23 protein-coding genes are annotated in these 22,582 nt (G+C 66.2%); 14 read left to right on the top strand and 9 right to left on the bottom strand.

From position 1 onward, the window contains the following. Positions 1-34 precede the first annotated feature (34 nt). The 3 genes from VCS63_RS20600 to VCS63_RS20590 all read left to right on the top strand — a co-directional run bounded on the left by VCS63_RS20600 (position 35) and on the right by VCS63_RS20590 (position 3,375). A complete protein-coding gene (locus VCS63_RS20600; RefSeq protein WP_063960518.1) occupies positions 35-985 on the top strand; it encodes an adenosine deaminase in 951 nt (316 codons plus the stop codon). 153 nt (positions 986-1,138) lie between these two features. Then, positions 1,139-2,407 carry a carboxylesterase/lipase family protein gene (locus tag VCS63_RS20595; RefSeq protein WP_323880898.1) on the top strand — a complete coding sequence of 423 codons (1,269 nt, stop codon included), beginning with the start codon at positions 1,139-1,141 and terminating at the stop codon, positions 2,405-2,407. A gap of 17 nt (positions 2,408-2,424) precedes the next feature. After that, a complete protein-coding gene (locus VCS63_RS20590; RefSeq protein ID WP_063641261.1) occupies positions 2,425-3,375 on the top strand; it encodes a Bug family tripartite tricarboxylate transporter substrate binding protein in 951 nt (316 codons plus the stop codon). Between the two features lie 34 nt (positions 3,376-3,409). Here the strand turns inward: VCS63_RS20590 and VCS63_RS20585 are convergent, their stop codons facing one another. Next, the gene (locus tag VCS63_RS20585) at positions 3,410-4,048 is read right to left on the bottom strand and encodes a TetR/AcrR family transcriptional regulator (RefSeq protein WP_063960516.1); all 639 of its coding nucleotides are present in this window, start codon (positions 4,046-4,048) and stop codon (positions 3,410-3,412) included. 144 nt (positions 4,049-4,192) lie between these two features. Here VCS63_RS20585 and VCS63_RS20580 point away from each other — a divergent pair, with 144 nt between their 5' ends. The 4 genes from VCS63_RS20580 to VCS63_RS20565 all read left to right on the top strand — a co-directional run bounded on the left by VCS63_RS20580 (position 4,193) and on the right by VCS63_RS20565 (position 9,302). Then, a complete protein-coding gene (locus tag VCS63_RS20580) occupies positions 4,193-5,686 on the top strand; it encodes an MFS transporter (protein WP_149064248.1) in 1,494 nt (497 codons plus the stop codon). Positions 5,687-5,830: 144 nt separating this feature from the next. Further along, positions 5,831-7,219 (top strand): amidohydrolase, encoded by a 1,389-nt coding sequence (locus VCS63_RS20575; protein WP_063641258.1) that lies wholly within the window; start codon positions 5,831-5,833, stop codon positions 7,217-7,219. Between the two features lie 146 nt (positions 7,220-7,365). Continuing rightward, a complete protein-coding gene (locus tag VCS63_RS20570; RefSeq protein ID WP_323880897.1) occupies positions 7,366-8,343 on the top strand; it encodes a tripartite tricarboxylate transporter substrate binding protein in 978 nt (325 codons plus the stop codon). Beyond that, the gene (locus tag VCS63_RS20565; protein WP_323880896.1) at positions 8,340-9,302 is read left to right on the top strand and encodes a BMP family ABC transporter substrate-binding protein; all 963 of its coding nucleotides are present in this window, start codon (positions 8,340-8,342) and stop codon (positions 9,300-9,302) included. The genes VCS63_RS20570 and VCS63_RS20565 overlap by 4 nt, the downstream gene beginning before the upstream one ends. Here the strand turns inward: VCS63_RS20565 and VCS63_RS20560 are convergent. Next, a complete protein-coding gene (locus VCS63_RS20560) occupies positions 9,275-9,772 on the bottom strand; it encodes a GNAT family N-acetyltransferase (protein ID WP_164794083.1) in 498 nt (165 codons plus the stop codon). The genes VCS63_RS20565 and VCS63_RS20560 overlap by 28 nt on opposite strands. Positions 9,773-9,943: 171 nt before the next feature. Here VCS63_RS20560 and VCS63_RS20555 point away from each other — a divergent pair, with 171 nt between their 5' ends. After that, complete coding sequence (locus tag VCS63_RS20555) at positions 9,944-10,747, top strand: aspartate dehydrogenase (RefSeq protein WP_063641255.1); 804 nt, start codon at positions 9,944-9,946, stop codon at positions 10,745-10,747. Between the two features lie 18 nt (positions 10,748-10,765). On the opposite strand, the gene VCS63_RS20550 is transcribed toward VCS63_RS20555, so the two are convergent. Further along, the gene (locus VCS63_RS20550) at positions 10,766-12,634 is read right to left on the bottom strand and encodes an ABC transporter ATP-binding protein/permease (RefSeq protein ID WP_042794283.1); all 1,869 of its coding nucleotides are present in this window, start codon (positions 12,632-12,634) and stop codon (positions 10,766-10,768) included. A 130-nt stretch (positions 12,635-12,764) separates the two neighbouring features. After that, a complete protein-coding gene (locus VCS63_RS20545) occupies positions 12,765-13,652 on the bottom strand; it encodes a LysR family transcriptional regulator (protein WP_164794081.1) in 888 nt (295 codons plus the stop codon). Positions 13,653-13,772: 120 nt separating this feature from the next. On the opposite strand from VCS63_RS20545, the gene VCS63_RS20540 reads away from it, so the two are divergent. The 5 genes from VCS63_RS20540 (at position 13,773) to VCS63_RS20520 (ending at position 16,817) form a co-directional block, all read left to right on the top strand. Next, the gene (locus VCS63_RS20540) at positions 13,773-14,609 is read left to right on the top strand and encodes an amidohydrolase family protein (RefSeq protein ID WP_254604506.1); all 837 of its coding nucleotides are present in this window, start codon (positions 13,773-13,775) and stop codon (positions 14,607-14,609) included. After that, positions 14,606-15,592 carry a tripartite tricarboxylate transporter substrate binding protein gene (locus tag VCS63_RS20535; RefSeq protein ID WP_063960513.1) on the top strand — a complete coding sequence of 329 codons (987 nt, stop codon included), beginning with the start codon at positions 14,606-14,608 and terminating at the stop codon, positions 15,590-15,592. The genes VCS63_RS20540 and VCS63_RS20535 overlap by 4 nt, the downstream gene beginning before the upstream one ends. Positions 15,593-15,657: 65 nt before the next feature. Then, a complete protein-coding gene (locus VCS63_RS20530; RefSeq protein WP_323880895.1) occupies positions 15,658-16,038 on the top strand; it encodes an RNA-binding S4 domain-containing protein in 381 nt (126 codons plus the stop codon). Between the two features lie 43 nt (positions 16,039-16,081). Further along, positions 16,082-16,444: a translation initiation factor Sui1 gene (locus VCS63_RS20525; protein WP_323880894.1), complete on the top strand. Its 363-nt coding sequence runs from the start codon at positions 16,082-16,084 to the stop codon at positions 16,442-16,444. Between the two features lie 19 nt (positions 16,445-16,463). Next, entirely contained in the window at positions 16,464-16,817 is a 354-nt protein-coding gene (locus VCS63_RS20520) for a DOPA 4,5-dioxygenase family protein (protein WP_042794289.1), read from the top strand. Positions 16,818-16,820: 3 nt separating this feature from the next. Here the strand turns inward: VCS63_RS20520 and ppk2 are convergent, their stop codons facing one another. Continuing rightward, positions 16,821-18,032 (bottom strand): polyphosphate kinase 2, encoded by a 1,212-nt coding sequence (gene ppk2, locus VCS63_RS20515; protein ID WP_149064240.1) that lies wholly within the window; start codon positions 18,030-18,032, stop codon positions 16,821-16,823. Positions 18,033-18,215: 183 nt separating this feature from the next. Between ppk2 and VCS63_RS20510 the strand changes: the two genes are divergently transcribed. Next, positions 18,216-18,677, top strand: a complete 462-nt coding sequence (locus tag VCS63_RS20510; protein WP_175199369.1) for a hypothetical protein — start codon at positions 18,216-18,218, stop codon at positions 18,675-18,677. Here VCS63_RS20510 and VCS63_RS20505 read toward each other — a convergent pair. Genes VCS63_RS20505 through VCS63_RS20490 form a run of 4 tightly spaced genes read right to left on the bottom strand, consistent with a single transcriptional unit; the run spans position 18,652 to position 22,469 of the window. Beyond that, positions 18,652-19,842 carry a trans-sulfuration enzyme family protein gene (locus tag VCS63_RS20505; RefSeq protein WP_149064239.1) on the bottom strand — a complete coding sequence of 397 codons (1,191 nt, stop codon included), beginning with the start codon at positions 19,840-19,842 and terminating at the stop codon, positions 18,652-18,654. The genes VCS63_RS20510 and VCS63_RS20505 overlap by 26 nt on opposite strands. Positions 19,843-19,894: 52 nt before the next feature. Then, entirely contained in the window at positions 19,895-20,551 is a 657-nt protein-coding gene (locus VCS63_RS20500) for a methionine ABC transporter permease (RefSeq protein WP_042794293.1), read from the bottom strand. Beyond that, positions 20,532-21,638: a methionine ABC transporter ATP-binding protein gene (locus VCS63_RS20495; protein ID WP_323880891.1), complete on the bottom strand. Its 1,107-nt coding sequence runs from the start codon at positions 21,636-21,638 to the stop codon at positions 20,532-20,534. The genes VCS63_RS20500 and VCS63_RS20495 overlap by 20 nt, the downstream gene beginning before the upstream one ends. A 15-nt stretch (positions 21,639-21,653) precedes the next feature. Then, a complete protein-coding gene (locus VCS63_RS20490) occupies positions 21,654-22,469 on the bottom strand; it encodes a MetQ/NlpA family ABC transporter substrate-binding protein (RefSeq protein ID WP_042794295.1) in 816 nt (271 codons plus the stop codon). Positions 22,470-22,582 lie beyond the last annotated feature (113 nt).

The following is a 22,582-nucleotide window of genomic DNA, read 5'->3' as shown; positions in this document are numbered from 1 at the left end:
CTGGGCAGGCAACATTTTTTGATCGGAGCACCCCATGTACGACTGGCTCAACGCATTGCCCAAGGCGGAATTGCACCTGCACCTGGAAGGCTCGCTCGAACCCGAGCTGCTGTTCCGGCTGGCACAGCGCAATGGCGTGGCGCTGCCATGGCCGGACATCGAATCCCTGCGCGCCGCCTACAACTACGGCAACCTCCAGGAATTCCTGGACCTCTACTACCGGGGCGCGGACGTGTTGCGCACCGAACAGGACTTCTACGACCTGACCTGGGCGTATCTGCTGAAATGCCGCGAACAGAACGTCGTGCACACCGAACCGTTCTTCGATCCGCAGACCCACACCGACCGCGGCGTGCCCTTCGAGGCGGTGCTGTCCGGCATCAGCCAGGCGCTTGAGGACGGCCGCAAGCAGTTGGGCGTAAGCAGCGGGCTGATCCTGAGCTTTCTGCGCCACCTGCCCGAAGAGCAGGCCATGCGCACGCTGGAGGCCGCGCTGCCGCATCGCGACGCATTTATCGCCGTGGGGCTGGACAGCAGCGAAAAGGGATTTCCCCCGCGTCTTTTTCAGCGCGTGTTCGATCGCGCGCGTGCCGAAGGCCTGCCCGCTGTCGCGCACGCGGGCGAAGAAGGCCCGCCGGAATACATCTGGGAAGCGCTGGATCTGCTGAAGGTGCTGCGTATCGACCACGGGGTGCGCGCCGCCGAAGATCCCGAGCTGATCGCACGCCTCATCGACGAGCAGATCCCTCTCACGGTCTGTCCGCTTTCCAACACCCGTCTGCGCGTGTTCGAGCATATGCGGGACCACAACATTCTTTCCCTGCTGGACGCCGGCGTGAAGGTCACGGTCAATTCCGACGATCCCGCGTACTTTGGTGGCTACGTCAACGAGAACTTCCACGCGTTGTACGACCACCTGGGCATGTCGCGAGCCCAGGCGCAGGCCCTGGCGGACAATAGTCTGGACGCGCGCATCGCCAGGTAGCGGCCGCGCGCCCGCCCGTCAGCCAGCCATGCGGATTGCGCATGGCAATGTTCAAAACCTGCATGCCTGGCTCGGCCCATTCCTCCCTACCATAGTCCGACCTCCGCGGCGCCTGCCGCGGAGGATCGCAGACTAGACAACAAGGGGCAGGATATGAGTGAGTTCGTCCAGGCAGCGCTGCCGGCAGGCACGCTGACCGGCGTGCGCAACAACGGCGTTTGCCGCTATAGCGCCATTCCCTATGCGCAGGCGCCGGTCGGCAAGCTGCGCTTCGCGCCACCGCAGCCCGGCACCTGGCACGGCAATCTGGACGCCACCCGGCCCGGGCCGGTCGCGCCGCAGCTGCCCTCACGCCTGCGCGGCGCCATGGGTGACTTCCACGCCGCGCAATCCGAGGACTGCCTGCACCTGACCGTATGGACGCCGGCCGCCGACAACAAGCGACGGCCCGTGGTCGTGTGGCTGCACGGCGGCGCCTGGCAAAGCGGCGGTGGCGCGCTGGACTGGTATGACGGCGCCAACCTGGCGCAGCGCGGCGATATGGTGGTGGTCGCGGTCAACTACCGCCTGGCCGCGCTGGGCTGGCTGTACGTGCCCGGCCAGACAGCCAACGCGGGCCTCCTGGACCAGGAGGCGGCCATAGATTGGGTGCTGGACAATGTCCAGGACCTGGGCGGTGATCCGGAGCGGATCACGGTCATGGGGCAATCCGCTGGCGCGTCCTCGATCTGCGCCATGCTTGCGCGCAAGCCGCGCTTTGCCCGCGCCATCCTGCAAAGCGCGGCGCTGGGCCGGGGCTTTCGCAGCGCGGAGCAGGCCGATGCGCTGGGACAGGCCTTTCTGCGCGCCGCTGGCGCCGATACGCTGGACGCTGCCCGCGAACTTCCGGTGGCCGCTCTATTGCAGGCACAGCAGGCGCCCGCCGTCGCCGAGGTGCTACGCGCCGAAGGCAGCAGCCGCAGCCAATTCGCGCCGGTGCTGGACGGCCAGATCCTGCCTCGAGATATCGCGCCCGCGCTCAAGCGGGCCGCTTCCCGCGCCGACGTGCTGGTCTGCTACACCCGGGATGAAATGGCCGCCTTTCCCGGCAATGGCACGGACCCGTCCGACCAGCAATTGGGCGAAGCCGTGTTCGGCGCCCCGTCGCGCCAGTGGGCCGATGACGCCGTCGCCCAGGGCCGCCACGCCTGGCTGGCGCGCTTCGACGTGGCCCCCACGCCGCGCTTCGGCGCCTGCCATTGCATCGAGCTGCCGTTCGTCTTCGACACGCTGCCCGCCTTCTCTGGCGCGCCCATGCTTGGCGGCCTGCCGCCGCACCAGGCGCAACAGCTCGCGCTGGCCACGCAGCAGGCGTGGATCGCCTTCATCCGGGGCGACGCGCCTGGTTGGCCCGAGGCTCCGCATATGCAAATCCTGGCATAAACCAAAGGGGACGTTCCATGTTCAAGCAAATCGCGTTCGCGCTTGCCCTGCTGGCGCCGCTGGCGGCCAACGCCGCCTATCCCGACAAACCCGTAAAGATCATCGTGTCCAATCCTCCGGGCGGACCCGTGGACGTCATGTTGCGCGTCCTGGCCAGCAAGCTCGGCGCCGCCTGGGGCCAGCCCGTAGTGGTCGAAAACAAGCCGGGCGCCTCCGGCATCATCAGCACCGGCGCACTGGTCAAATCGGCGCCGGACGGCTACACGCTGGGCATGGTGGTAGCCTCGTCCGTCACCATCGTCCCCTTCGCGGTGGACAGTCTGCCTTTCGATACGCAGAAGGACTTGAAGCCGATCTCTCTGGTGGCGCGCACGCCGTTCATTTTCATCGTGCCGAAGGACAGCCCGCTGAAGACCTGGGAAGACTTCGTGCGCGAAAGCCGCGCCCGCAATCTGAGCGTCGGGTCGTTCTCCATCGGCACTGCCTTTCACCTTGTCTGGGAACAGACGGCACGCCGCGCCGGTATCAAGGCCTTGTACGTGCCTTCGTCCTCGTCGGGCAAAACGCAGAACGACCTGATCGGTGGCCAGCTCGATGTGGGACTGGACGCGCCGTCGAGTTCCAAAGGCCTGATCGACAGCGGCCGCCTGCGCGCGCTGGCCATCACCAGCCCCGAACGCTTCGGCGGCTTGCCCGATACGCCCACCCTGGAAGAATCCGGCTTGAAAGGTTATGCGCCGCAGCCATGGATCGGCTTGATGGCTCCGGCCGGTATCCCCGATGATCGCGTGGCGCTGATCCAGAAGTCGGTCGCCGACATCCTGAAGGATCCGGCGATGCGGTCGCAGATGGAAACCCTGGGCATGATCCCCATCGGCAGCACGCCCGAAGCGCTCGCGGCGACCATCGAAGCCGACCGGGCGGACATGGAACCGCTTATCAAGGAACTGGGCATCAAGCTGCAATAACGGGAATCGCAACGGGCCGGCTGGGCCTGGACGCTCAGCCGGCGCTCGCACCCAACGTGCGCAGGAACATCGCCGACAGGAGGCCGGACAACGCTTCCGCGTCCCGCCTGCCCTGCGCGATGCAGGCATCCACCGCGCCGTGCATGCCGTGGTACAGCACGATGGCGGTCAGCGCCGTATCGTCCAAGCTCCAGCAGCCGGCGCGCGCGCCGGCCTCCAGGATGGCTTCCAGCTGTTGCAGCACGGCGCTTTTCTCGGTCACGCCGCGGTCGGGATGCTGGGCGTCGTGGAACACCACGTCATGCAGTTCATAGCCATCGAAATAGGCTTGCACGCCGGCGCGGGTCCAGGCGCGCAGCCGCGCGACCCCGTCGTTTGCTTCACAGGCGTCGACCTCCCGGTCGATGTGGTCCAGGAACCCTTGCGAGAACTTGGCGCGCAGCGCCGCCAGCATGTCGTTCTTCGATGTGAAGTAGTGATAGAACGTGCCCTTGGCCACGCCCGCGCGCTCGACGATCTCGTTGATGGTGGTGGCTTCGACCCCCTTCTGGATGAAGAGCGCTTCCGCCGCCGCCATCAGTTCATCCAGCCGCACGGCGGCTGGCTTGGTACGGGGCTTGGAAGCGGCGTCCTGGCCAGGCAGGGAAGACGGATCGACAGGAACGGCAGGCATATCGTGCAAGGTCGGTTCAACGGCAAGGCGCCAGTGTAGAGGAGGCGCGGGGCCTCGGACAAAATTTGAGAATCGTTCTTCTTTCCATTGACCGACGGTCGGTCGATGAATAGAATACCTCTTCCCTCGACTCCGCGCCCCGCCATGCATCCCGCACGCCGCCGCGCCCTGGTTCTTGCCGTCAACCTGGGCAGCTTCATCACCATTCTAGACATCAGCATCGTCAACGTGGCTTTGCCCACCATGCAGGCAGCCCTGCGCATCGACATGGCCGGGCTGCAGTGGGTCGTGGACGCTTACGCCCTGTTCCTGTCGGCCTTCATGCTTTCGGCCGGACCATTGGGCGACCGTTACGGCCGCAAGCGTTCATGGCTGGCCGGCGTGCTGCTGTTTACCGCGGGTTCCGCCCTATGCGGCCTGGCCGACAACTTGACGGCGCTATTGATCGGCCGCGCCGTGCAGGGCGTGGCCGGAGCCCTGCTGGTGCCCGGCGCGCTGTCGCTGCTGACCCAGGCATTTCCCGACCCCAAGGAACGCGCCCAGGCCATCGGCATATGGGCTTCCTGCAATGCCATTTCGCTCATTGTCGGCCCCATGCTGGGCGGCGTGCTGGTCGCCCACTTCAGCTGGCAGAGCATCTTCCTGATCAACCTGCCGGTGGGCGCGCTGGCCATCGCGCTGGGTGCCTGGAGCATCACGGAAAGCGCCCATCCTGAACACGCGGCTTTCGATCCCGCAGGCCAGGCGCTCAGCGTGCTGTGGCTGGGCGCGCTGACTTATGGTTTGATCGCGGCGGGCGAACATGGCTGGGCAGCGCCCGAGGCCATCGCCGCGCTCGCCATCGCGGTGGTCGGGCTGCTTGCCTTCCTGGGGGTCGAACACCGCGCGGCGCGGCCCATCCTGCCCCTGGGCCTGTTCCGCGACGCCGGCTTCGCCATCACGAATTTCGCGTCCTTCGTGCTGGGCTTTTCCGCCTACAGCAGCCTGTTCTTTTTTTCGATCTATCTGCAGCACGTGCGGGGGCTGTCGCCGCTCGCCACCGGCTGGCAGCTGGCGCCGCAGTTTGCTGCCGCAGGGCTCGTATCGCTGGTGTTTGGGCGGCTCAATCTGCGCTTCGGCCTGCCCCGCTTGATGATCGCCGGCTTTGCATTCATCGGCGCGGCCATGCTGGGCATGACCCGCTTCGACCTTGACACGTCTTATGCGGTGTCCGGCTCCCTATTGGTGTTGTTGGGGCTGGGTACCGGCCTGGCGGTTCCCTCGACCAGCATGGCGGTGATGGCCACCGTGCCGCGCGAGCGCTCCGGCATGGCGTCGGCCACCATGAATGCGCTGCGCCAGACAGGTATGACGATAGGCATCGCGCTTCTGGGCGCGCTGATGAGCGGACGCGCCATTGACGCGCTGGCGGCATCGCTGTCGCGGCTGGGCGAGCCCGATGCGCAGGCTGCGGCGCGCACCGCCATCACCTTGCACGAACTGCCAGCCCATCCCGTCAACGCGGGCGAGCTGACCGCCGCAGCGCTGGCCGGCGGCTTCCATGCCGCGATGCTTGCAGCAGGCACTGCATCGCTGCTCGCCGCGCTGTCGCTGATGTTTCTCGCCCGTCACGCCAAACGCTTCCTGCGCCCGGCATGAGCCTCTGATTCCGGCTCGCGGAATTCCATCCGCCGGAATCAAAATGGCCTGTTTTTAAGCGTTCGTAACAAACACGCGCGCCGCCATGCGCTTCGGTAAGATCCTCGTCCAATAACAGGTTAACAACCACGAGGAGAGCAAAACATGCCTTACCGCAAACCGCTGTTCCGCCTGGCGCCGCTGGCGCTCGCCGCGCACTTGCTGATGGCGGGTCCGGCCGCCGCCCAAAGCGCGCCGGGCACCCAAGGACCGCTCGTGCCGGCGCCCAATCCCGCGCTGGCCGACCAGATCGACCAGCGCGCCAAGGCCATCGAAGACAAGCTGATCGCGTGGCGCCGCGACATCCATGAACACCCCGAACTGGGCAACCAGGAAAACCGCACGGCCAAACTGGTCGCAGACCACTTGCGCGCGCTGGGCATGGAGGTGAAGACCGGCGTGGCGGGCACCGGCGTAGTTGCCGTGCTCAAGGGTGGCAAGCCCGGCCCCGTGGTCGCGCTGCGCGCCGACATGGACGCGCTGCCCGTCAAGGAACAAGTCGACCTCCCCTTCGCATCCAAGGCCAAGGGTACCTACCTGGGCAAGGAAGTGGACGTCATGCATGCCTGCGGCCACGACACCCACACCGCCATCCTGATGGCTACCGCCGAAGTACTGGCAGGCATGAAGGACCAGCTCCCCGGCAGCGTGAAATTCATCTTCCAGCCCGCCGAGGAAAGCCCGGCCGATTTCGAGCCCGACGGCAAGAAAATCTGGGGCGCAAAAATGATGGTGCAGGAAGGCGTGCTGGAGAACCCCAAGGTGGACGCCATCTTCGGCCTGCACGTGTCCAGCGCCTATCCCGCGGGCAAGCTTTCCTGGCGCAGCGGTCCCGCCATGGCCGCCGCCGACCAGTTCTGGATCGACGTCACCGGCAAGCAGACGCATGGCGCGCGCCCCTGGTCGGGCATCGACCCCATCGTGGTCAGCTCGCAGATCATCCTGGGCCTGCAGACCATTCCCAGCAGACAGATCAACAGCATGCTGGAGCCGGCCGTCATTACCGTGGGTGCGATCCACGGCGGCAACCGCATGAACATCGTGCCGGACAACGTCGCCATGACGGGCACCATACGCACGTATGACGAAGGCATGAAGAAGGACATCCACCAGCGCATCGCGCGCACTGCCGACATGATCGCGCAAAGCGCGGGCGCCAAGGCGGACGTGCGCGTGGTGGAGCTGTACAACGCCACCGTCAACAATCCAGCGCTTACCGAGCAGATGGGCCCGACCTTGCGTCGCGTCGCGGGCGAAGGCAACTACGGCCTGCAGCCCAAATCCACGGCGTCGGAGGACTTTTCTTTCTATCAGGAAAAGGTTCCTGGCATGTTCTTCTACCTGGGCGTGACGCCCAAGGGAACGGACGTGGAAAAGGCCGCGCCCAACCATTCGCCGCGCTTCTACGTCGATGAATCGGGGCTGATCAACGGCGTGCGCGCGTTGTCGAACCTGACCGTGGACTACATGGCGCAAGCGCAGAAAGGCAGCTGAAAGCGCGCCTTGCACGCGTGAAACATGCCCGCCGCGCGACGCGGCGGGCATAAGCAAACGGCTACAAAATCTTTGTCACGCCCGGCACGGCTTTCTACAGTACGCCCCTTTGCCGCCCTTGCGGCAACCACGTAGAAAACCACGCAATGCCGATTTCCCGAAGAACCTTCATGCTTGCCGGCGCGCTGGCGCTGCCCTTGGCGCGGCCGCGCAGCGCGCGCGCATCCGCCTGGCCCGAGCGTCCGATCCGGCTCATCGTCACCTTCCCGCCTGGCGGCGCAAGCGACATCGCCGCGCGCGTCATCGCGCCGGTGCTGGCCGAACAGCTGGGCCAGCCCATCGTCATCGAAAACAAACCCGGCGCGGGGTCGACCATCGGCGCAAGCCTGGTGGCGCAAGCGCCCAACGACGGCTACACCCTGCTGATGTCCAATTCGGCGCCCCTGTCAATCTCGCCCGCGTTGATGCCGCAGGGCGGATACGACGCGCTCGCGAGTTTCGACCACATCGCCTACGTGGGCGCGGTGCCCACGGTGTTCGTCGTCCATCCCTCGGTGCCGGTTTCCAACTTCGCGGAGCTGACCGCCTGGATCCGCGCGCAGGCGCAGCCCGTGCAATACGGCAGCGGCGGCCTGGCCTCGGTGGGCCAGATCGTGGGCGAGCTGTACTCCCGCCAGACCGGCGCGCGCCTGCAACACATCCCGTACAAGGGTTCGGGCGCCATGCGCAATGACCTCCTGGGCGGCCAGATCCGCTTTGCGGTGGACGCCCTGCCGCAGAACCTGCCCTTCCTGCGGTCCGGCCAATTGCGCCTGTTGGCTGTCACCACCCGCCTGCCGGTGCCGCAGGCACCCGACATCCCGGCCGTGGGACAACTGGGCTATCCCGGCCTGATCGCCGAAAACTTCATCGGCATCTCCGGACCCGCGGGTCTGCCCGAAGCCGTATCGCAGCGCTTGAACGACGCGATTGCGCTGGTGCTGGACGTGCCCGCCATACGCGCCAAACTCGAAGGACAAGGCTTCGTCCTGGCGCGCAAGTCTCCCGCGGAGTTCACCGACTTCGTCAGGCGCCAGGCGGAGGACTGGGGACCGGTCGTACGTGCCACGGGAGCCAGCCTGTGAGCGCCCGCCGCCTGCTTGTGCTGTTCGGCCATCCGGGCCGCGGCGGTTTCAACGAAGCGGCGCTGCGCGGCGCCGAACGCGCCGCGCAAGCGGGCCAAGCGCTGCGGCAGGAATGGATAGCCGCGAACGACGCCACCGCGCGCGCAGAACGTCTTGCACAGTTGTGCGCAACGGGGCCGGACCTGGTCATCGTGCATGGAGGCCAGGGCGACGAACCCGTCGCTGCCGTGGCGCCACGCTATCCGCGCACGCAATTCGCCATCACTCAAGGCCACCACACCGCCGCCAACGTCGCGTCCTACGAGATCCTGCAGGAACACTCGGCCTTTCTTGCCGGCGTACTGGCAGGCCTGCGTGCCGGTAACGGGCGAGCCGCGCATCTGTCCGGCGAACGCGTCCGGCCCGGCTTGAAGGGACGCGCCGCCTATGCCGACGGCGTGCGCCGCGTCACCGGCCAGGATCCGCTTACCGCGTTCTGCGGCAATCAGCACGATCCGGCGCTTGGCGCCGCCTGGACGCGCGCGCTGGCCGCGCGCGACGCCCGCGTGCTGTTCGCCATGATGGATGGCGGGCGCGAGGGTGTGACGCGCGTTTGTCGCGAAACCGGGGTGTGGCAGATCGGCAATGTGCTGGACTGGGTGGCGCGCGATCCGCAGGTCTATCTGGCTTCGGCGCTGGCCGACTCAGGGCTGTGCGTGCAACGCGCGGCCGCGGACCACGCCGCGGCCGCGCTGGCGGTGGGCCGCGTGACCCGCTATGGACTGGAGGAAGCCGCGTCGCTGCGGCTGGTGCTGAACGCCAAGGTCTGCGCGGAAGAACGCCGCGTGCTGGACGAATGGGCCGAACGGCTCGCATCGGGGGCCACGGACATCGCGACCGATTACGCCGGGGCGGAATTCATGCTGCCGGGGCCATCCCCGACTCGCCATGGTCACGCCGCCGCGTCGAACCCCTGGTGATACGTGACCCGGCCTTGCGCCGGGCGCGTGAACACCTGCGCCATGAAATATTCGGGCGGCACGCCGGGATAGGTCAGCGCCGGTGTCTGCGCGAAGCCAAACCGTTGGTAGTACGCCGGGTCCCCCATGACCACGCAACCCGCCGCGCCCAGGGCCTTCAAGCGCGCGATACCGTCGTGGATCAGGGCCGCGCCGATGCCCCGGCCTTGCAGCTCGGGCAATACCGCCACCGGCCCCAGTCCGTACCAGCCCGGCGAGCCGTCGCCGATCGCAACCGGAGAAAATGCAACGTGGCCCGCGATACGTCCGTCCAGCTGCGCCACCAGCGACAACGTCAGCGCGCCCGCCTCGCGCAGCGCGTCGATGATGTGGCCCTCCGTGTGCTGGCTATGTGGGTGATCTTTGAATGCGGCCTGCGTCAATGTGAAGATCGCGTCGCGGTCGCCTGGTGATTCGGGAAGTATGCGCATGCATGGGCTCCATCGGCTCAAGCGCAAAGTGTAGTCGGCCCTGACCGCCATTGCGCATTGACGCCTGCCGGCACGCTGGCTAAAGTGGCCGGCAGACTTGCGCGCCACAAATGGGCGCCCTTTTCTTTTCGAACCGCCCGCGGCGCGCCGCGGCCTCAACTCTGGACCCCTATGAACAGCTACCGCGTCGGCATTGCCGGCTTCGGCGCCATCGGCCAGGCCGTGGCGCAATCCCTGGACGCCGGCCTGCCCGGCCTGACGCTGACCGCCGTGGCGGTGCGCGACCCCAATGCCCCGCCGGCCTTTTCCTGGACCCAGGCCGCGCCACGCTATACCACCATCGACGGCCTGCACGAGCATTGCGACGTAGTAGTGGAATGCGCGCCTGCGGCCGTGTTCCGCGACATTGCCGAGCCCGTACTGCGCGCGGGCAAGAAAATGGTGGTGTTGAGTTCCGGCGCGCTGCTGCGCCATGACGACCTGATCGAACTCGCCCGCCGCCACCAGGGCCAGATCCTGGTGCCTTCGGGCGCCATCCTGGGCCTGGACGCCATTACCGCTGCGGCCGAAGGCGTCATCCATTCCGTCACCATGATCACGCGCAAGCCGGTGCGCGGCCTGCTGGGCGCGCCTTACCTGACGGACAACAACATCGACATCGCGGACATCACCGAACCGCGCCTGATTTTCCGCGGATCGCCCCGCGAAGCGGCCGTGGGCTTTCCTGCCAACCTGAACGTGGCGGTCAGCGTGTCGCTGGCCGGCATAGGTCCCGACAAGACCACCCTGGAAATCTGGGCCGACCCCTCCCTGGAACGCAATCTGCACCGCGTCGAAGTCGTGTCCGACTCGGCCTCGTTCTCGATGGAAATCCAGAACATTCCCTCGGCCAATCCCAAGACCGGCCGCATCACCGCGCAAAGCGTGATCGCCGCGCTGCGCAAGCTGACCGGTCCTCTGCGCGTGGGCACCTGAAGCCCGCCTGCGGGCCGCTCAGGCGGCCGCGCGTTGCAAGCCGCCCGGCTGAGCTTTCACCGGGCGCGGACGTTCCGCGGCGCGGCTGGCCGCCGCCATCGGGCCCATCCGCCAGCCACCCGCGCCATCCAGATCCAGCCTGTCCGTATGGAAGGCGTCCAACGTGCTGCGATGCCCCACGCTGACCAGCATGCATGACGGGATTTCAGTGCGTAGCAGGCTGTACAGCGCGTGTTCCAGGCCCTCGTCGGTGGCTGAAGTGGCCTCGTCCAGGAACACAATGGCGGGGCGGTTGTAGAGCACGCGCGCGAACGCCACGCGCTGCTGCTCGCCCATGGAAAGTATGCGCGACCAATCCGCCACCTCATCCAGCCGGCTGGCCAGATGCCCCAGATTGACCTGCCGCAACGCCTCGGCCAGCCGAGCGTCATCCTCGGGCTGCGCCAACCCCGGATACGCGACCGCGCCGCGCAGGTCGCCCAGCGGAAGGTAAGGACGCTGCGACAGAAACAATGCCGACGCGCCCTGCGGACGCCGCACCGAACCCTGCGCATAGGGCCACAGTCCAGCCAATGCGCGCAGCAAGGTGGTCTTGCCACTGCCCGAGGGCCCCTTGATCAGCAAGGCCTGGCCCGGCTTCAGGCTCAGGTTCAGATCGCGCAGCAGCACCGTGCCGTCCGGCCGCGCCACCCGCACGTCCTCAATATCCAGGCCGTCGGGCAGGGACTCAGTCTGCACGGACGGCAAGGCCCGCGCGGCCTCGTTGGCGTCAAGAAAGCCATTCAGCCGGTCCAGCGTGGCGCGATACTGCGCGAAGGTGTCGTAAGACGTACGGAAAAACGACAGCGAATCCTGCACCTGCCCGAAGGCCTGCGAAGTCTGGATGACATCGCCCAGCTTGATGGCGCCGCTGAAAAACCGCGGCGCCTGCAGAATGAACGGGAACACCACGGCCACCTGGCTCACCGACAGGTTAAAGCCGTCGAACTTCAGCCCCCGGTACACGCGGGCCCACAGATTGGCGATATAGGCGGAGAAGCGCGTCCACAGGGTGGCGCGTTCCACGTGCTCGCCCTGATAGAACGCCACGTTCTCGGCGTTCTCGCGCAGGCGGACCAGGGCATACCGGAAGTTGGCCGTCAGCCGTTCGGACAGGAAATTCAGCCTGATCAGCGGACGCCCGATCTTGAAGGCGAACAGGGTCGCCACGATCACGTAGAGATACACCATGAACACCATGGCGCGCGGGATTTCAACGCCGGCCACGGTCAGGGCGCCAGACAGGCCCCACAATATCGAAGTAAACGCCACCAGCGACACGACCGCGCTCAACGCCCCGATCGCCAGCGTGCGCGACCCCGTCACGAACATGGCGATATCTTGTTCGATACGCTGGTCAGGGTTGTCGACGGGCGCGTCCACGAAGTGGCCCCGGTAGTAGGCGCCCGCGCCCAACCAATCGCGAGTGAGACGATCATTGAGCCACACGCGCCAACGGATATCGAACGCCTGTCCGACGTAGCTGTCGGCCAGCGTGCGCACGACGTGCACACAGGCGAGCACCGAGAATATGCCCAGGAAACGCCAGAATGCGCTCTGGTCCAGCGCCTGCAACGCGCTGTAGAACCCGTTGTACCAGAACGAAAACAACACCGTCATGCGCACGGCGAACATCGCCAGGAACAGCAGCAGGGCCAAAGTCAGCAGAGGCCGCCAACTGCGCCGGGGATCGAGATAGGGCCAGGCCAGCCGCCAGAACTTGCGTCCCCAGTCCGTGCCGCGCGCGAGCAAGAACACCACCAGCGCCAGCACGACGGCCGAAATGCCGAACGCGCGCGCCAGCCAAAGCCCGCTTTCCGCCAGTTGCTGCTGCCAGTTCAGGTCCATGACCTCCCTCCAGATACGCGTTCCTTGTTAGACGTGGCGCGTACTTCGAGTTCCGGCAGAGGGCCCGTTTTAAGCCTGGCTTAAGCGTTTCGCCTGGGTAGATGAAGGCTGGTTGAAAGTTGCCGCAGGTTCAGCGCGCGCCCAGGTCCAGATTGGCGAACATGTCTGCGAGCGTGGGGACGGACCGAGCGGGCCAAATGGCGCTCAAGTCGAAGCTGGGAAGGGCTTGGCCGTCGCGCACGTCGCAGAACCGCACGCCGCGGAAATCCATCGAGCGGATCCAGCTGGGCAGCAGGGCCACCCCACAGCCGCCCGCCACGCAGGACAGCACCGTCAGCGTGCGGTTGGCCTCTTGCGCAACATGGGCGTCGTGGCCTGCCTTGCGCATGGCGTCCAGAATGCCTGCATACAGCGAAGGCAGCTGGGACTGCGGATACATCACCAACCCCGCCTGCGCGATCTGCGCCATGGTGACCTGGCCGTCGCCCGGCACATCGAATTCATCCGGCACCGCGGCCACAAGCCGGTCGCGCAACAGTTGGCGTTCGCGCATACGGCCGCCCACCGCGACCGGCGTGTGCATCAGGCCGATGTCGATCTCGCCTGCCTGCAGGGCCTCAGCCTGTTCGGCATTGCTCATTTCGCGCAGGATCACCCGCACCCCGGGCGCCAGCCGGCGCATCTCGCGCAATGCGCGAGGCAGCGTGTCGAACAATGCCGAGGACACCAGTCCGACCGTCAATTGTCCCGCGCTGCCGCGGCCGATCTCGCGCGCCCGCTGCGCCGCCGCGTCGATCCGCGCCACGCTGGCGCGCACATCTTCCAGGATGGCAAGCGCGGCGGGCGTGGGGGTGGCGCCTCGGCGCGAACGCTCGAACAGGCGCACGCCCAGGTCTCGTTCCATGCGGCCCAGTCCCTGGCTCAACGCCGGCTGCGCGATACCGAGCCATTCCGACGCGCGACTGACGCTGCCGTGATCGATCACGGCCAGGAAGTAGCGCAAATGCCTGGTTTCCATATCGATCCGATATATATAAAACTGGATTAAATAATAGAAAAGTATATTTCAACTTTCTAGAATCCCGCCTTGTATAAAGCGCCGCGACGCCTGTCCCGAGCGCACAACAAGGAGACCGCTTTGCCCTCCCCCGTCATCGGCTGCGCCGTCGACACCCATGCGCATGTGTTCCGGCAAGGCTTGGCACTCGCCGACGTGCGCCGGCACACGCCCGACTACGATGCGACGCCCGCCGAATATCTCGCGCTGCTGGACGCCCACGGCCTGACGCATGGCGTATTGGTGCAACCGAGCTTCCTGGGCACGGACAACAGCCATATGGTCCAGGCGCTGCGCGCCGCGCGTGGCCGCCTGCGGGGCGTCGCGGTCGTGGCGCCGGAAATCTCCGAGGCCGGGCTTCAAGAACTCGCCGAAGCCGGCGTGGCCGGCATCCGGCTGAATCTGATCGGCCTGGATTTACCCCAATTGGACACGCCGGCCTGGCGTACCCTGCTGGCGCGCATCAACGCGCTGGGCTGGCACGTCGAATTGCATCTGCAAGCCGCGCGACTGCCCGACATCCTGCCCCGCCTGCTGAGCGCCGGTTGCCGCATCGTGGTGGATCACTTCGGCCGCCCGGATCCCGCGCTGGGCACCTCGGATCCCGGCTTTCACTACCTGCTGCAACAAGCGGACAACGGCCGCATCTGGGTGAAGCTGTCGGCTCCTTACCGCAACTGGCCGGCTGCGGCCTGCGCCGCATCGGGCCGCCTGGCCACACAGCAGCTGCTGCAGGCCTATACCCCGGAACGGCTCATGTGGGGCAGCGACTGGCCCCACACCGAGCATCGACACCTGGCGTCTTATCCGGCCGCAACGCAATGGTTGGACGCCTGGCTCGACCGCCCCGAGCAACGCCGCATCGTGCTTGCCGACACCCCATTGCGCCTATTCCAATTCCAAGGAGACAAACCATGATTCCTTTGTTCAAACACCTGGTGCGCGGCAGGAACGTGCTTGCCGCCGGCCTGCTGGCCGCGACCGCAAGCGCCGCGTCCGCCGCCTATCCCGAACGCGCCGTCACCCTGGTCGTGACCTACCCGCCCGGCGGCACCGTCGACGTGGTGGCGCGCTTGATCGGTCCCAGGCTGGCTGCCGAGCTGGGCCAGCCCGTGGTCATCGAGAACCGCGGAGGCGCGGGCGGCATGATCGGCGGCGCCGTTGTGGCCAAGGCCAAGCCCGACGGCTACACCCTGATGCTGGATGCGTCCAACCACGCACAGAATCCCGCGCTGCATTCGAAGATGCAATTCGACACGCTGACCGCATTCGCGCCCGTATCCCTGCTGCTGCGCGTGCCCAACGTGCTGGTCGTTACGCCATCGTACGAAGTCCAGACCGTAGCCGACCTGATCAAGCTCGGTCAGCCCGGCGCCAAGGAGCACGTGTACTTCGCTTCGGCCGGACCGGGTTCGGCACAGCATCTGGCCGGCGAACTGTTCAATCTGCTGGCCAAGACCCAGTTGCAGCACGTGGCCTATAAAGGCGGCGGTCCGGCCATGATCGACGTGATGTCCGGCCAGGTGCCCGTGATGTTCGCCAGCATGGGTTCGGCGTGGCAGCACGTGAAGAACGGCAAGCTGCGCGCCGTGGCCGTCGGTGGGCTCGAACGTTCCCGGACGGCGCCTGACCTGCCCACTATCGCCGAGTCTGGCGTGCCTGGCTACGAAACCTATGAATGGAACGCCGTGTTCGCGCCCGCCGGCACGCCGCCCGAAATCGTGGACCAGGTATCCAACGCGCTGGCCAAGGTGTTGAAAGAACCCGCCATCGCCGCGCAACTGGCGGGCATCGGCGCCGAGCCCATTGGTTCTACCCCGGCCGAGCTGGACACCTTCCGCCGCGCCGAGATCGCCAAATGGCAACGCGTCGTGCAGGAAGCCGACCTGGCGCTGGATTGAGCGGTGCCGGGCATCGCTCCCGGCTATGATGGCCCCTGGTACAGCAATCCGGCAGGGACGATCAGATGGACAAGATCCGGCTAGACAAATGGCTATGGGCTGCGCGCTTCTACAAGACGCGCAGCCTGGCCGTGCAGGAAATCGGCAAGGGCCGGGTATTGGTCAACGATCAACCGGCGAAACCCGCGCGCGAGGTCGCTCCAGGCGACCTGGTTACGGTGCGCAAGGAAGATCCTGCGCTGCATGTGCGGGTCATGGGCATCAGCGGCGTGCGCGGTCCCACGCCCGTCGCGCGCCAGCTCTATGAAGAAACGCCCGAAAGCGTGGCGGCGCGCGAACGCGCCGCCGAAATGCGCCGCCTGGCGCCCGAGCCCGCGCTGGGCATCGAAGCGGGACGCCCGACCAAGCGCGACCGGCGCTTGATCGACCAGATGCGCGGCAAGTAAGTCCGCACGCCCTCACGATGCATTTCCATTTCGCAAGCCCATCATGAAAAGCAGTTCTACTGGCGGTCTGGTCTATTCCACCGACGGCGGCCGTATGTGTCCGGAATGCCGCAAGTCGCAGGCGCAGTGCCTGTGCAAGCAGGCGGCCCGGGCGGCGCCCGCGGGCGATGGCATGGCCCGCGTATCGCGTGAAACCAAGGGACGCGGCGGCAAGAGCGTTACCGTGGTCAAGGGCCTGGCCCTGGATGGCGCGGCGCTGAACGCGCTGGGCAAGCAGTTGCGCAACGCATGCGGCTCTGGCGGGACAGTGAAGGATGGCGTAATCGAAATCCAGGGTGACCATTGCGACCGCGTCTTGGACGCCCTGCAAAAGCAAGGCATCCGCGCCAAGCGCGCGGGCGGCTGATACCGACGGAGAACAAGCAATGACTGATCTGCCAACCGCCAACGTCGCCAGCTGGCACGCCCATGTGTATTTCGACGCCGCCAGCCGCGACGCGGCGCGTGCCCTGCGCGAACGGATCGCCGCGCGCTTTGACGGCAAGATGGAATTGGGGCGCTTCCATGAGCGCCCCGTCGGCCCGCATCCCCAATGGAGCTACCAGATTGCGTTTACGCCCGAGCACTTCGCGGAAATTGCCACCTGGCTGACGCTGCATCACGGGACGCTGGATGTCTTCCTGCATCCCAATACCGGCGATTCCCTGCGAGACCACCGCGATTGCGCGGTCTGGATCGGCCGCAGCTACACGCTGAACCTGCAGGCGCTGGGCGCCTGACGGCTACAGCGCGCGGCCGACGATCAACGAGTCCAACGCCATCATGGGGTCGCTGCTCTTGCCTTCATACGGCAGGCGGCTGAGCACGTAGCGCATCGCGTTCAGGCGCGCGCGCTTCTTGCAGTCGGACTTGACCACCACCCACGGTGCGTCGGCCGTGTCGGTATGCGCGAACATCGCTTCCTTGGCGCGGGTGTAGTCGTCCCACTTGTCCAGCGAGGCCAGGTCCACGGGGCTGAGCTTCCACTGCTTGAGCGGATGCACCTTGCGCTGCAGAAAGCGGCGGCGCTGCTCTTCCTGGCTGACCGAGAACCAGAACTTGATCAGGTGGATGCCGCTGCTGACCAGGTGGCGTTCAAAATCCGGCACCTGGCGCAGGAAATCCAGGTATTCGTTCTGGGTGCAGAAGCCCATGACTCGTTCCACGCCGGCGCGGTTGTACCAGGAACGGTCGAACATGACGATCTCGCCCGCGGTAGGCAGATGCTGCACATAGCGCTGGAAATACCACTGGCCTCTCTCCGTGTCGGAGGGCTTTTCCAGCGCGACCACGCGCGCGCCGCGCGGGTTCAGGTGTTCCATCATGCGTTTGATGGTGCCGCCCTTGCCGGCGGCATCACGGCCTTCGAACAGGATCACCACCCGCTGGCCGGTGGCCTTGACCCACGCCTGCAGCTTCAGCAATTCGACTTGCAGGTTGTACTTCTGCTTCTCGTAATTGCGGCGCAGCATGCGGTGGCGATAGGGATAGATGCCTTCGCGCCAATCGGCCGCCAGTTCGTCGTCGGGATTGCGGCGCGTGCGTGGCGCCATCGAATTGGCCTCCAGCAGCGCGCGGTGCACGGCCTGCGCATCGTCCGGGGACAAGTCTTCGATCACCGAGCGCAATGCCTCGCGCGCCTGCGCCGGCGCGCTGACGTTGTAGCGGCGGGCAATATCGGCCAGCACGGCGACGGTCTCCTGGCGCGCCGCATCCTGGCGGGCGACGACACGCTTGCGGACGTCGAGAGCCGGCTCGGCGGAGGCCGCCGCGGACACGGGATCGGTAGCGGGCGCCGGCGTCTTGGCCGCGCGCGGCTTGCGGCCGGTGGTCACCGCCGTAACCACGGTCTTGACGACCGGTGTGGCGGAGGCGCTGGCGGTGCGCTTGGCGGCGCGCTTGCGCGGCGCTTCGGCTACGGCTTGTTCGGTGGCTTGGCTTGTCTTGTCTGTCATCGATGCTGTCCTCGCTGCGCTGATCGTCCTGTCCGCGGCCAGGCTTGCGCCTGCGGCCCACTTCGGAAAAGCGCAAACGCTACCCTGAGCCCTGGTCCTCGGATTTGACCTCGATCAAACGTTGTAACATTTTTGCAGCGATGCAGGCCGCTACACTGGCCTTCCTTCATCCATCCATATGCCATGTGGTCCATCATCAAGCGGCTGCTTGCCGGCCCGAAACCGCCCGAAGATCCCTTGCGCGAAACCGTGAGTTTCGACGACGCCGGCCTCACGCGCAGCAGTGAACTGGCGCGCGCGCTGGGCCAGCGGGAATTCTGGCCGTGGCACGACATCCATGAATTCGGATTCCGCTACACGCAGGCCATCTATCCCGACCCCTGGTCGGGCGATTACATGGAGGGCCTTTGGTTCGTGCGCGTGCCGAGCGACGGCGGCGGGCTGATGGCCATGGAATTCGACGCCGCGATCCTGGACGTGGAACGCCTGCCTGCCGCCTTGCTGCGCCACCTGCCCGGGCTGGACCACGGCATACTGCGCGCCGGGCTGGCCGCCGCCGCGCGCGGGCCGCGCAATTTTTCGGACGAAGGAGAATGGGTGGCTTGGCGGCGTTCGGACTCTACACCCGGTCCAGGCCCTGCCTGAGATCCGCCAGGATGTCCTCGGGCGTCTCCAGTCCCACCGAAAGACGCAACAAGCCTTCGGACAGGCCGTAGCGTTCACGATCCTCGGCCGTATAGCTGGCATGCGTCATGGATGCGGGGTGCTGGATCAGGGTTTCGGGGTCGCCCAGGCTGACCGCGATGCGCGCCAGCTTCAGGCTGTTGAGTAGCGTTCGTCCGGCGGCCAGCCCGCCCTTGAGCTCGAACGCGACCAGGCCGCCGCCCGCCGATTGTTGGCGCCGCGCAATGTCCGCGCCCGCCGTGTCCGCCAATCCGGGATAGAACACGTCGGCCACCGCGGCATGCTCGCGCAGCAGCCTGGCCACCTTCAAGGCGGATTCGCTGTGACGCTGCACGCGCAGCTCCAGCGTCTTGATGCCGCGCAATACCAGGAAGGCGGTAAAGGGCGACAGGGTCGCGCCTGTGAAGTAGCGCAGGCCCTGCAGCCGGATCGCATCGATGTGTTCCTTGCGGCCCAAGACCGCGCCCGCCAGCAGATCGCCGTGCCCGCCCAGGTACTTGGTAGCCGAATGCAGCACGATGTCGGCGCCGTGCTCCAGTGGACGTTGCAGCACCGGCGTGGCAAAGGTGTTGTCCACGATGGTCAGCAGCCCTTTGCCGCGGGCGATCGCGGACACCGCCGCGATATCCACCAGGCGCAGGTTCGGATTGGCCGGCGTCTCGAAATAGACCGCGCGCGTGTTGGGTCCGATGGCCGCGGCCACGGTCTCGGGGCGCGTGAAATCCGCGAACACCGCGCGAACGCCAAAGCGGACCAGCCCCTGGGTGAACAAGGTGAACGCGGTGCCATACACAATCTGGTCCACCACGATCTCGTCGCCGCTTTGCAGCAGCGAGAACAAGGTGGCCGAGATCGCCGCCATGCCAGACGCGGTGACGACGCCGGCCTCGGCGCCTTCCAGGGACGCCAGCCGCTCTTCCAACAGCGCCTGCGTCGGATTGCGGGTGCGGCCATAGACATAGCCCTGCTTCTCGCCCAGGCGGATCTGATCGAAGGCCTCGATGCTGTCCTGCGTGTAGGTGGAAGTGAGATAGAGCGGAGGCGCCAGCGCGCCCTGCTCGTCCAGCGGGTCATACCCCAGATGGATAGCGCGGGTAGCGAAGCCGTGTTGCAAGGACTCGGACATTTCAACGTTCCTGTAGACGGGTGAAGCCGGGCATGTGCTCCCGGCATTGGAATCAGCGTTTGTGGTCGGCGCGGCGCGACAGCCATTCGCCGGTGAATTGCACAACCGACACCAGCGCGATCAGGATCACGATCACCTCGAACATCACGCGCGTCTCGTAGCGCTCATAGCCATAGCGGATCGCCAGGTCGCCCAGGCCGCCGGCACCGACTGCTCCGGCCATGGCCGAAGCATTGATCATGGCGATGACACTGACGGTCATGCCGCCGATGATGCCCGGCAGGGCTTCCGGCAACAGCACGTGCCGCACGATGTGCCGGCGGCGGCACCCCATGGCCCTGGCGGCTTCCACCAGGCCGTGGTCCACGTCGTTCAAGCTGACCTGCGCGATGCGCGCGAAGAACGGCACCAGATTGGCGGACAAGGGCACGATGGCGGCCCAGGTGCCCAGCGTGGTGCCCACGAGGAACCGCGTAAACGGCAGCATCGCCACCAGCAGGATAATGAACGGGATGGCGCGGAAGGTATTCACCGTCACCGACAAGACCTTGTTGAAGCGCGGCCTGGGATACAGGTTGCCGGGCGCGGTAACGGTCAGCACCAGCGCCAGCGCCAGGCCGAGCACGATGGCGATGGCGGCGGACACGCTCACCATGGCGAGCGTTTGCAGGAAGGCCTGCAGGTATTTATCAAGCATCGGCAACGACATAACCCAGCACCTTGATTTGATCGGCCACCAGCGCTGCCCGCGCGGCCTCTTCCTGTAAAGCGCCTGCGGGCACCGACACCAGCAGGCTGCCCTGCGCGTGGCCGCGCAGGCGGTCCAGGCCGCCATGCAGCAACGTCGCGCCGGGGCCGAGCGCCGCCAGCGCCTGCAAGGACACGCCATCCGGCCGCCCCTGCCCCGTGAAGCGCAGCCGCAATACGGCCACGCCCTCGCGCGCCTGGAGATCGGGCACGAGTCTGGCCGCCAGATCCGTCGGCAAATCGTGCTGCAAAGGCCGCAGCAGGGCCCGCGTGGCATCCGCCTGGGGATTGCCGAACACGCGCCAGACTTCGCCTTCCTCGACCTTGCGCCCGCCGTCCAGCACCAGCACTTTGTGGCAGACCTCCCGGATCACGGCCATATCGTGCGTGATCAGCACCACCGTCAGGCCCAGCTTGCGATTGATGTCCAGCAGTAAGGTCAGGATCGATTGCGTGGTCTCGGGATCCAGCGCCGAGGTCGCTTCGTCGCACAGCAGGATTTCCGGTTCGTGCACCAGTGCCCGGGCGATGCCGACACGCTGCTTCTGGCCGCCGGACAGCTTCGCCGGATAGACGTCCGCCTTGTCGCGCAGCCCGACGAGCTCCAGGAGTTCGTCCGCCCGCGCCCGCGCGGCCGCAGGCTTCACGCCGGCCACGCGCAGCGGCAAGGCCACGTTCTCGGCCACCGTCTTGGCCGACAGCAGGTTGAAGTGCTGGAAGATCATGCCGATGCGGCGGCGCAGTCCCACCAATGCGTTCTCGTCCAGGCCTCCGACATCGACTCCGTCAACCAGCACCCGGCCGGCGCTGGGCCGCTCCAGCATGTTGATGGAACGCAGCAGCGTGGACTTGCCCGCGCCGCTGCGCCCGATGATGCCGAACACCTCGCCGCGGGCGATGGAGAAGGACACGTCGGACAGCGCGGTCACCGGTCCTTGCGCGCCCTCGTAGCGCTTTTGCAGGCCGTCAAAGACGATGTGCGCGTCGTCGGTCTGGACTCGCGACGCGGCATCGGCTATTTCCGCCAAGGAAAATTCGTGTTGCATCATTGCCCGGTTCCAACTTCAGAACACCGGAATGACCGAACCTTCGTACTTGCTCAGGATGAACTGGCGCACCTCCTCGGAGTGATAGGCCTTGACCAGTTCGGGCACCCAAGGCGCGTTTTTATCCTGTTCGCGCACCGCGATAATGTTCACGTAGGGGTTGTTTTCCTTCTTCTCCACCGCGATGCCGTCGCGCGTGGCGATCAACCCGGCCTGATAGGCAAAGCTGTTGACGATGGCCGCGGTGTCCACGTCCGGCAGCGAACGCGCCAGCACCACGGACGCGCTTTCCACGAAGTTGAGCTTTTTGGGATTGGAGGTCACGTCCGCCAAGGTGGCCGTGCCAGTGGCCGGATCGAATCCGTCCTTGAGCGTGATCAGGCCCTGGTCGCGCAGGATGACCAACGCGCGCGTCTGGTTGCTGGGGTCATTGGGAATGCCGATCCGGGCGCCATCGGGCAGATCCTTCAGCGATTTGTACTTCTTGGAATAGAACGCGATTGGCGAGATCAGCGTGTTGGCAACCGGCACGAGCTTGTAGCCGCGCTGCTTGATCTGATCGTTCAGGAAAGGGATGTGCTGGAAGGCGTTGGCATTGAGGTCACCGTTGTTGAGCGCCTCGTTGGGGCTGGCGGTGCCGGTAATCACCACGGGTTCGACGGCCAGGCCGTTCTTCTTGGCGACCTGGGCCACCACTTCCCAGATCTGCTCGTCGACGCCGCCGCGCACGCCCACCTTGAGGGGCTTGGGATCGGCGGAGAACGCCGGGCCATGGAACATTGCCGCCGAAGCCAGCACCGCGCCCAGCAGGCGCTTGAAGAAACGGGAAGTCATATTGGAATCGCCTCTCAGGCTATGCGGTTATGAGAGAGACGATTCTAGGGAGGGGGATGAACCGCGCGAACGAATAGTTCGTTGAGTCCTTATTACAGGGGCGTTTGGTTATG

It is taken from the genome of Achromobacter sp. D10 (assembly GCF_035282245.1).
In the GTDB taxonomy this organism is placed as follows: Bacteria; Pseudomonadota; Gammaproteobacteria; order Burkholderiales; family Burkholderiaceae_B; genus Achromobacter; species Achromobacter insolitus.
This window is presented reverse-complemented; position numbering and strand designations above follow the sequence as displayed.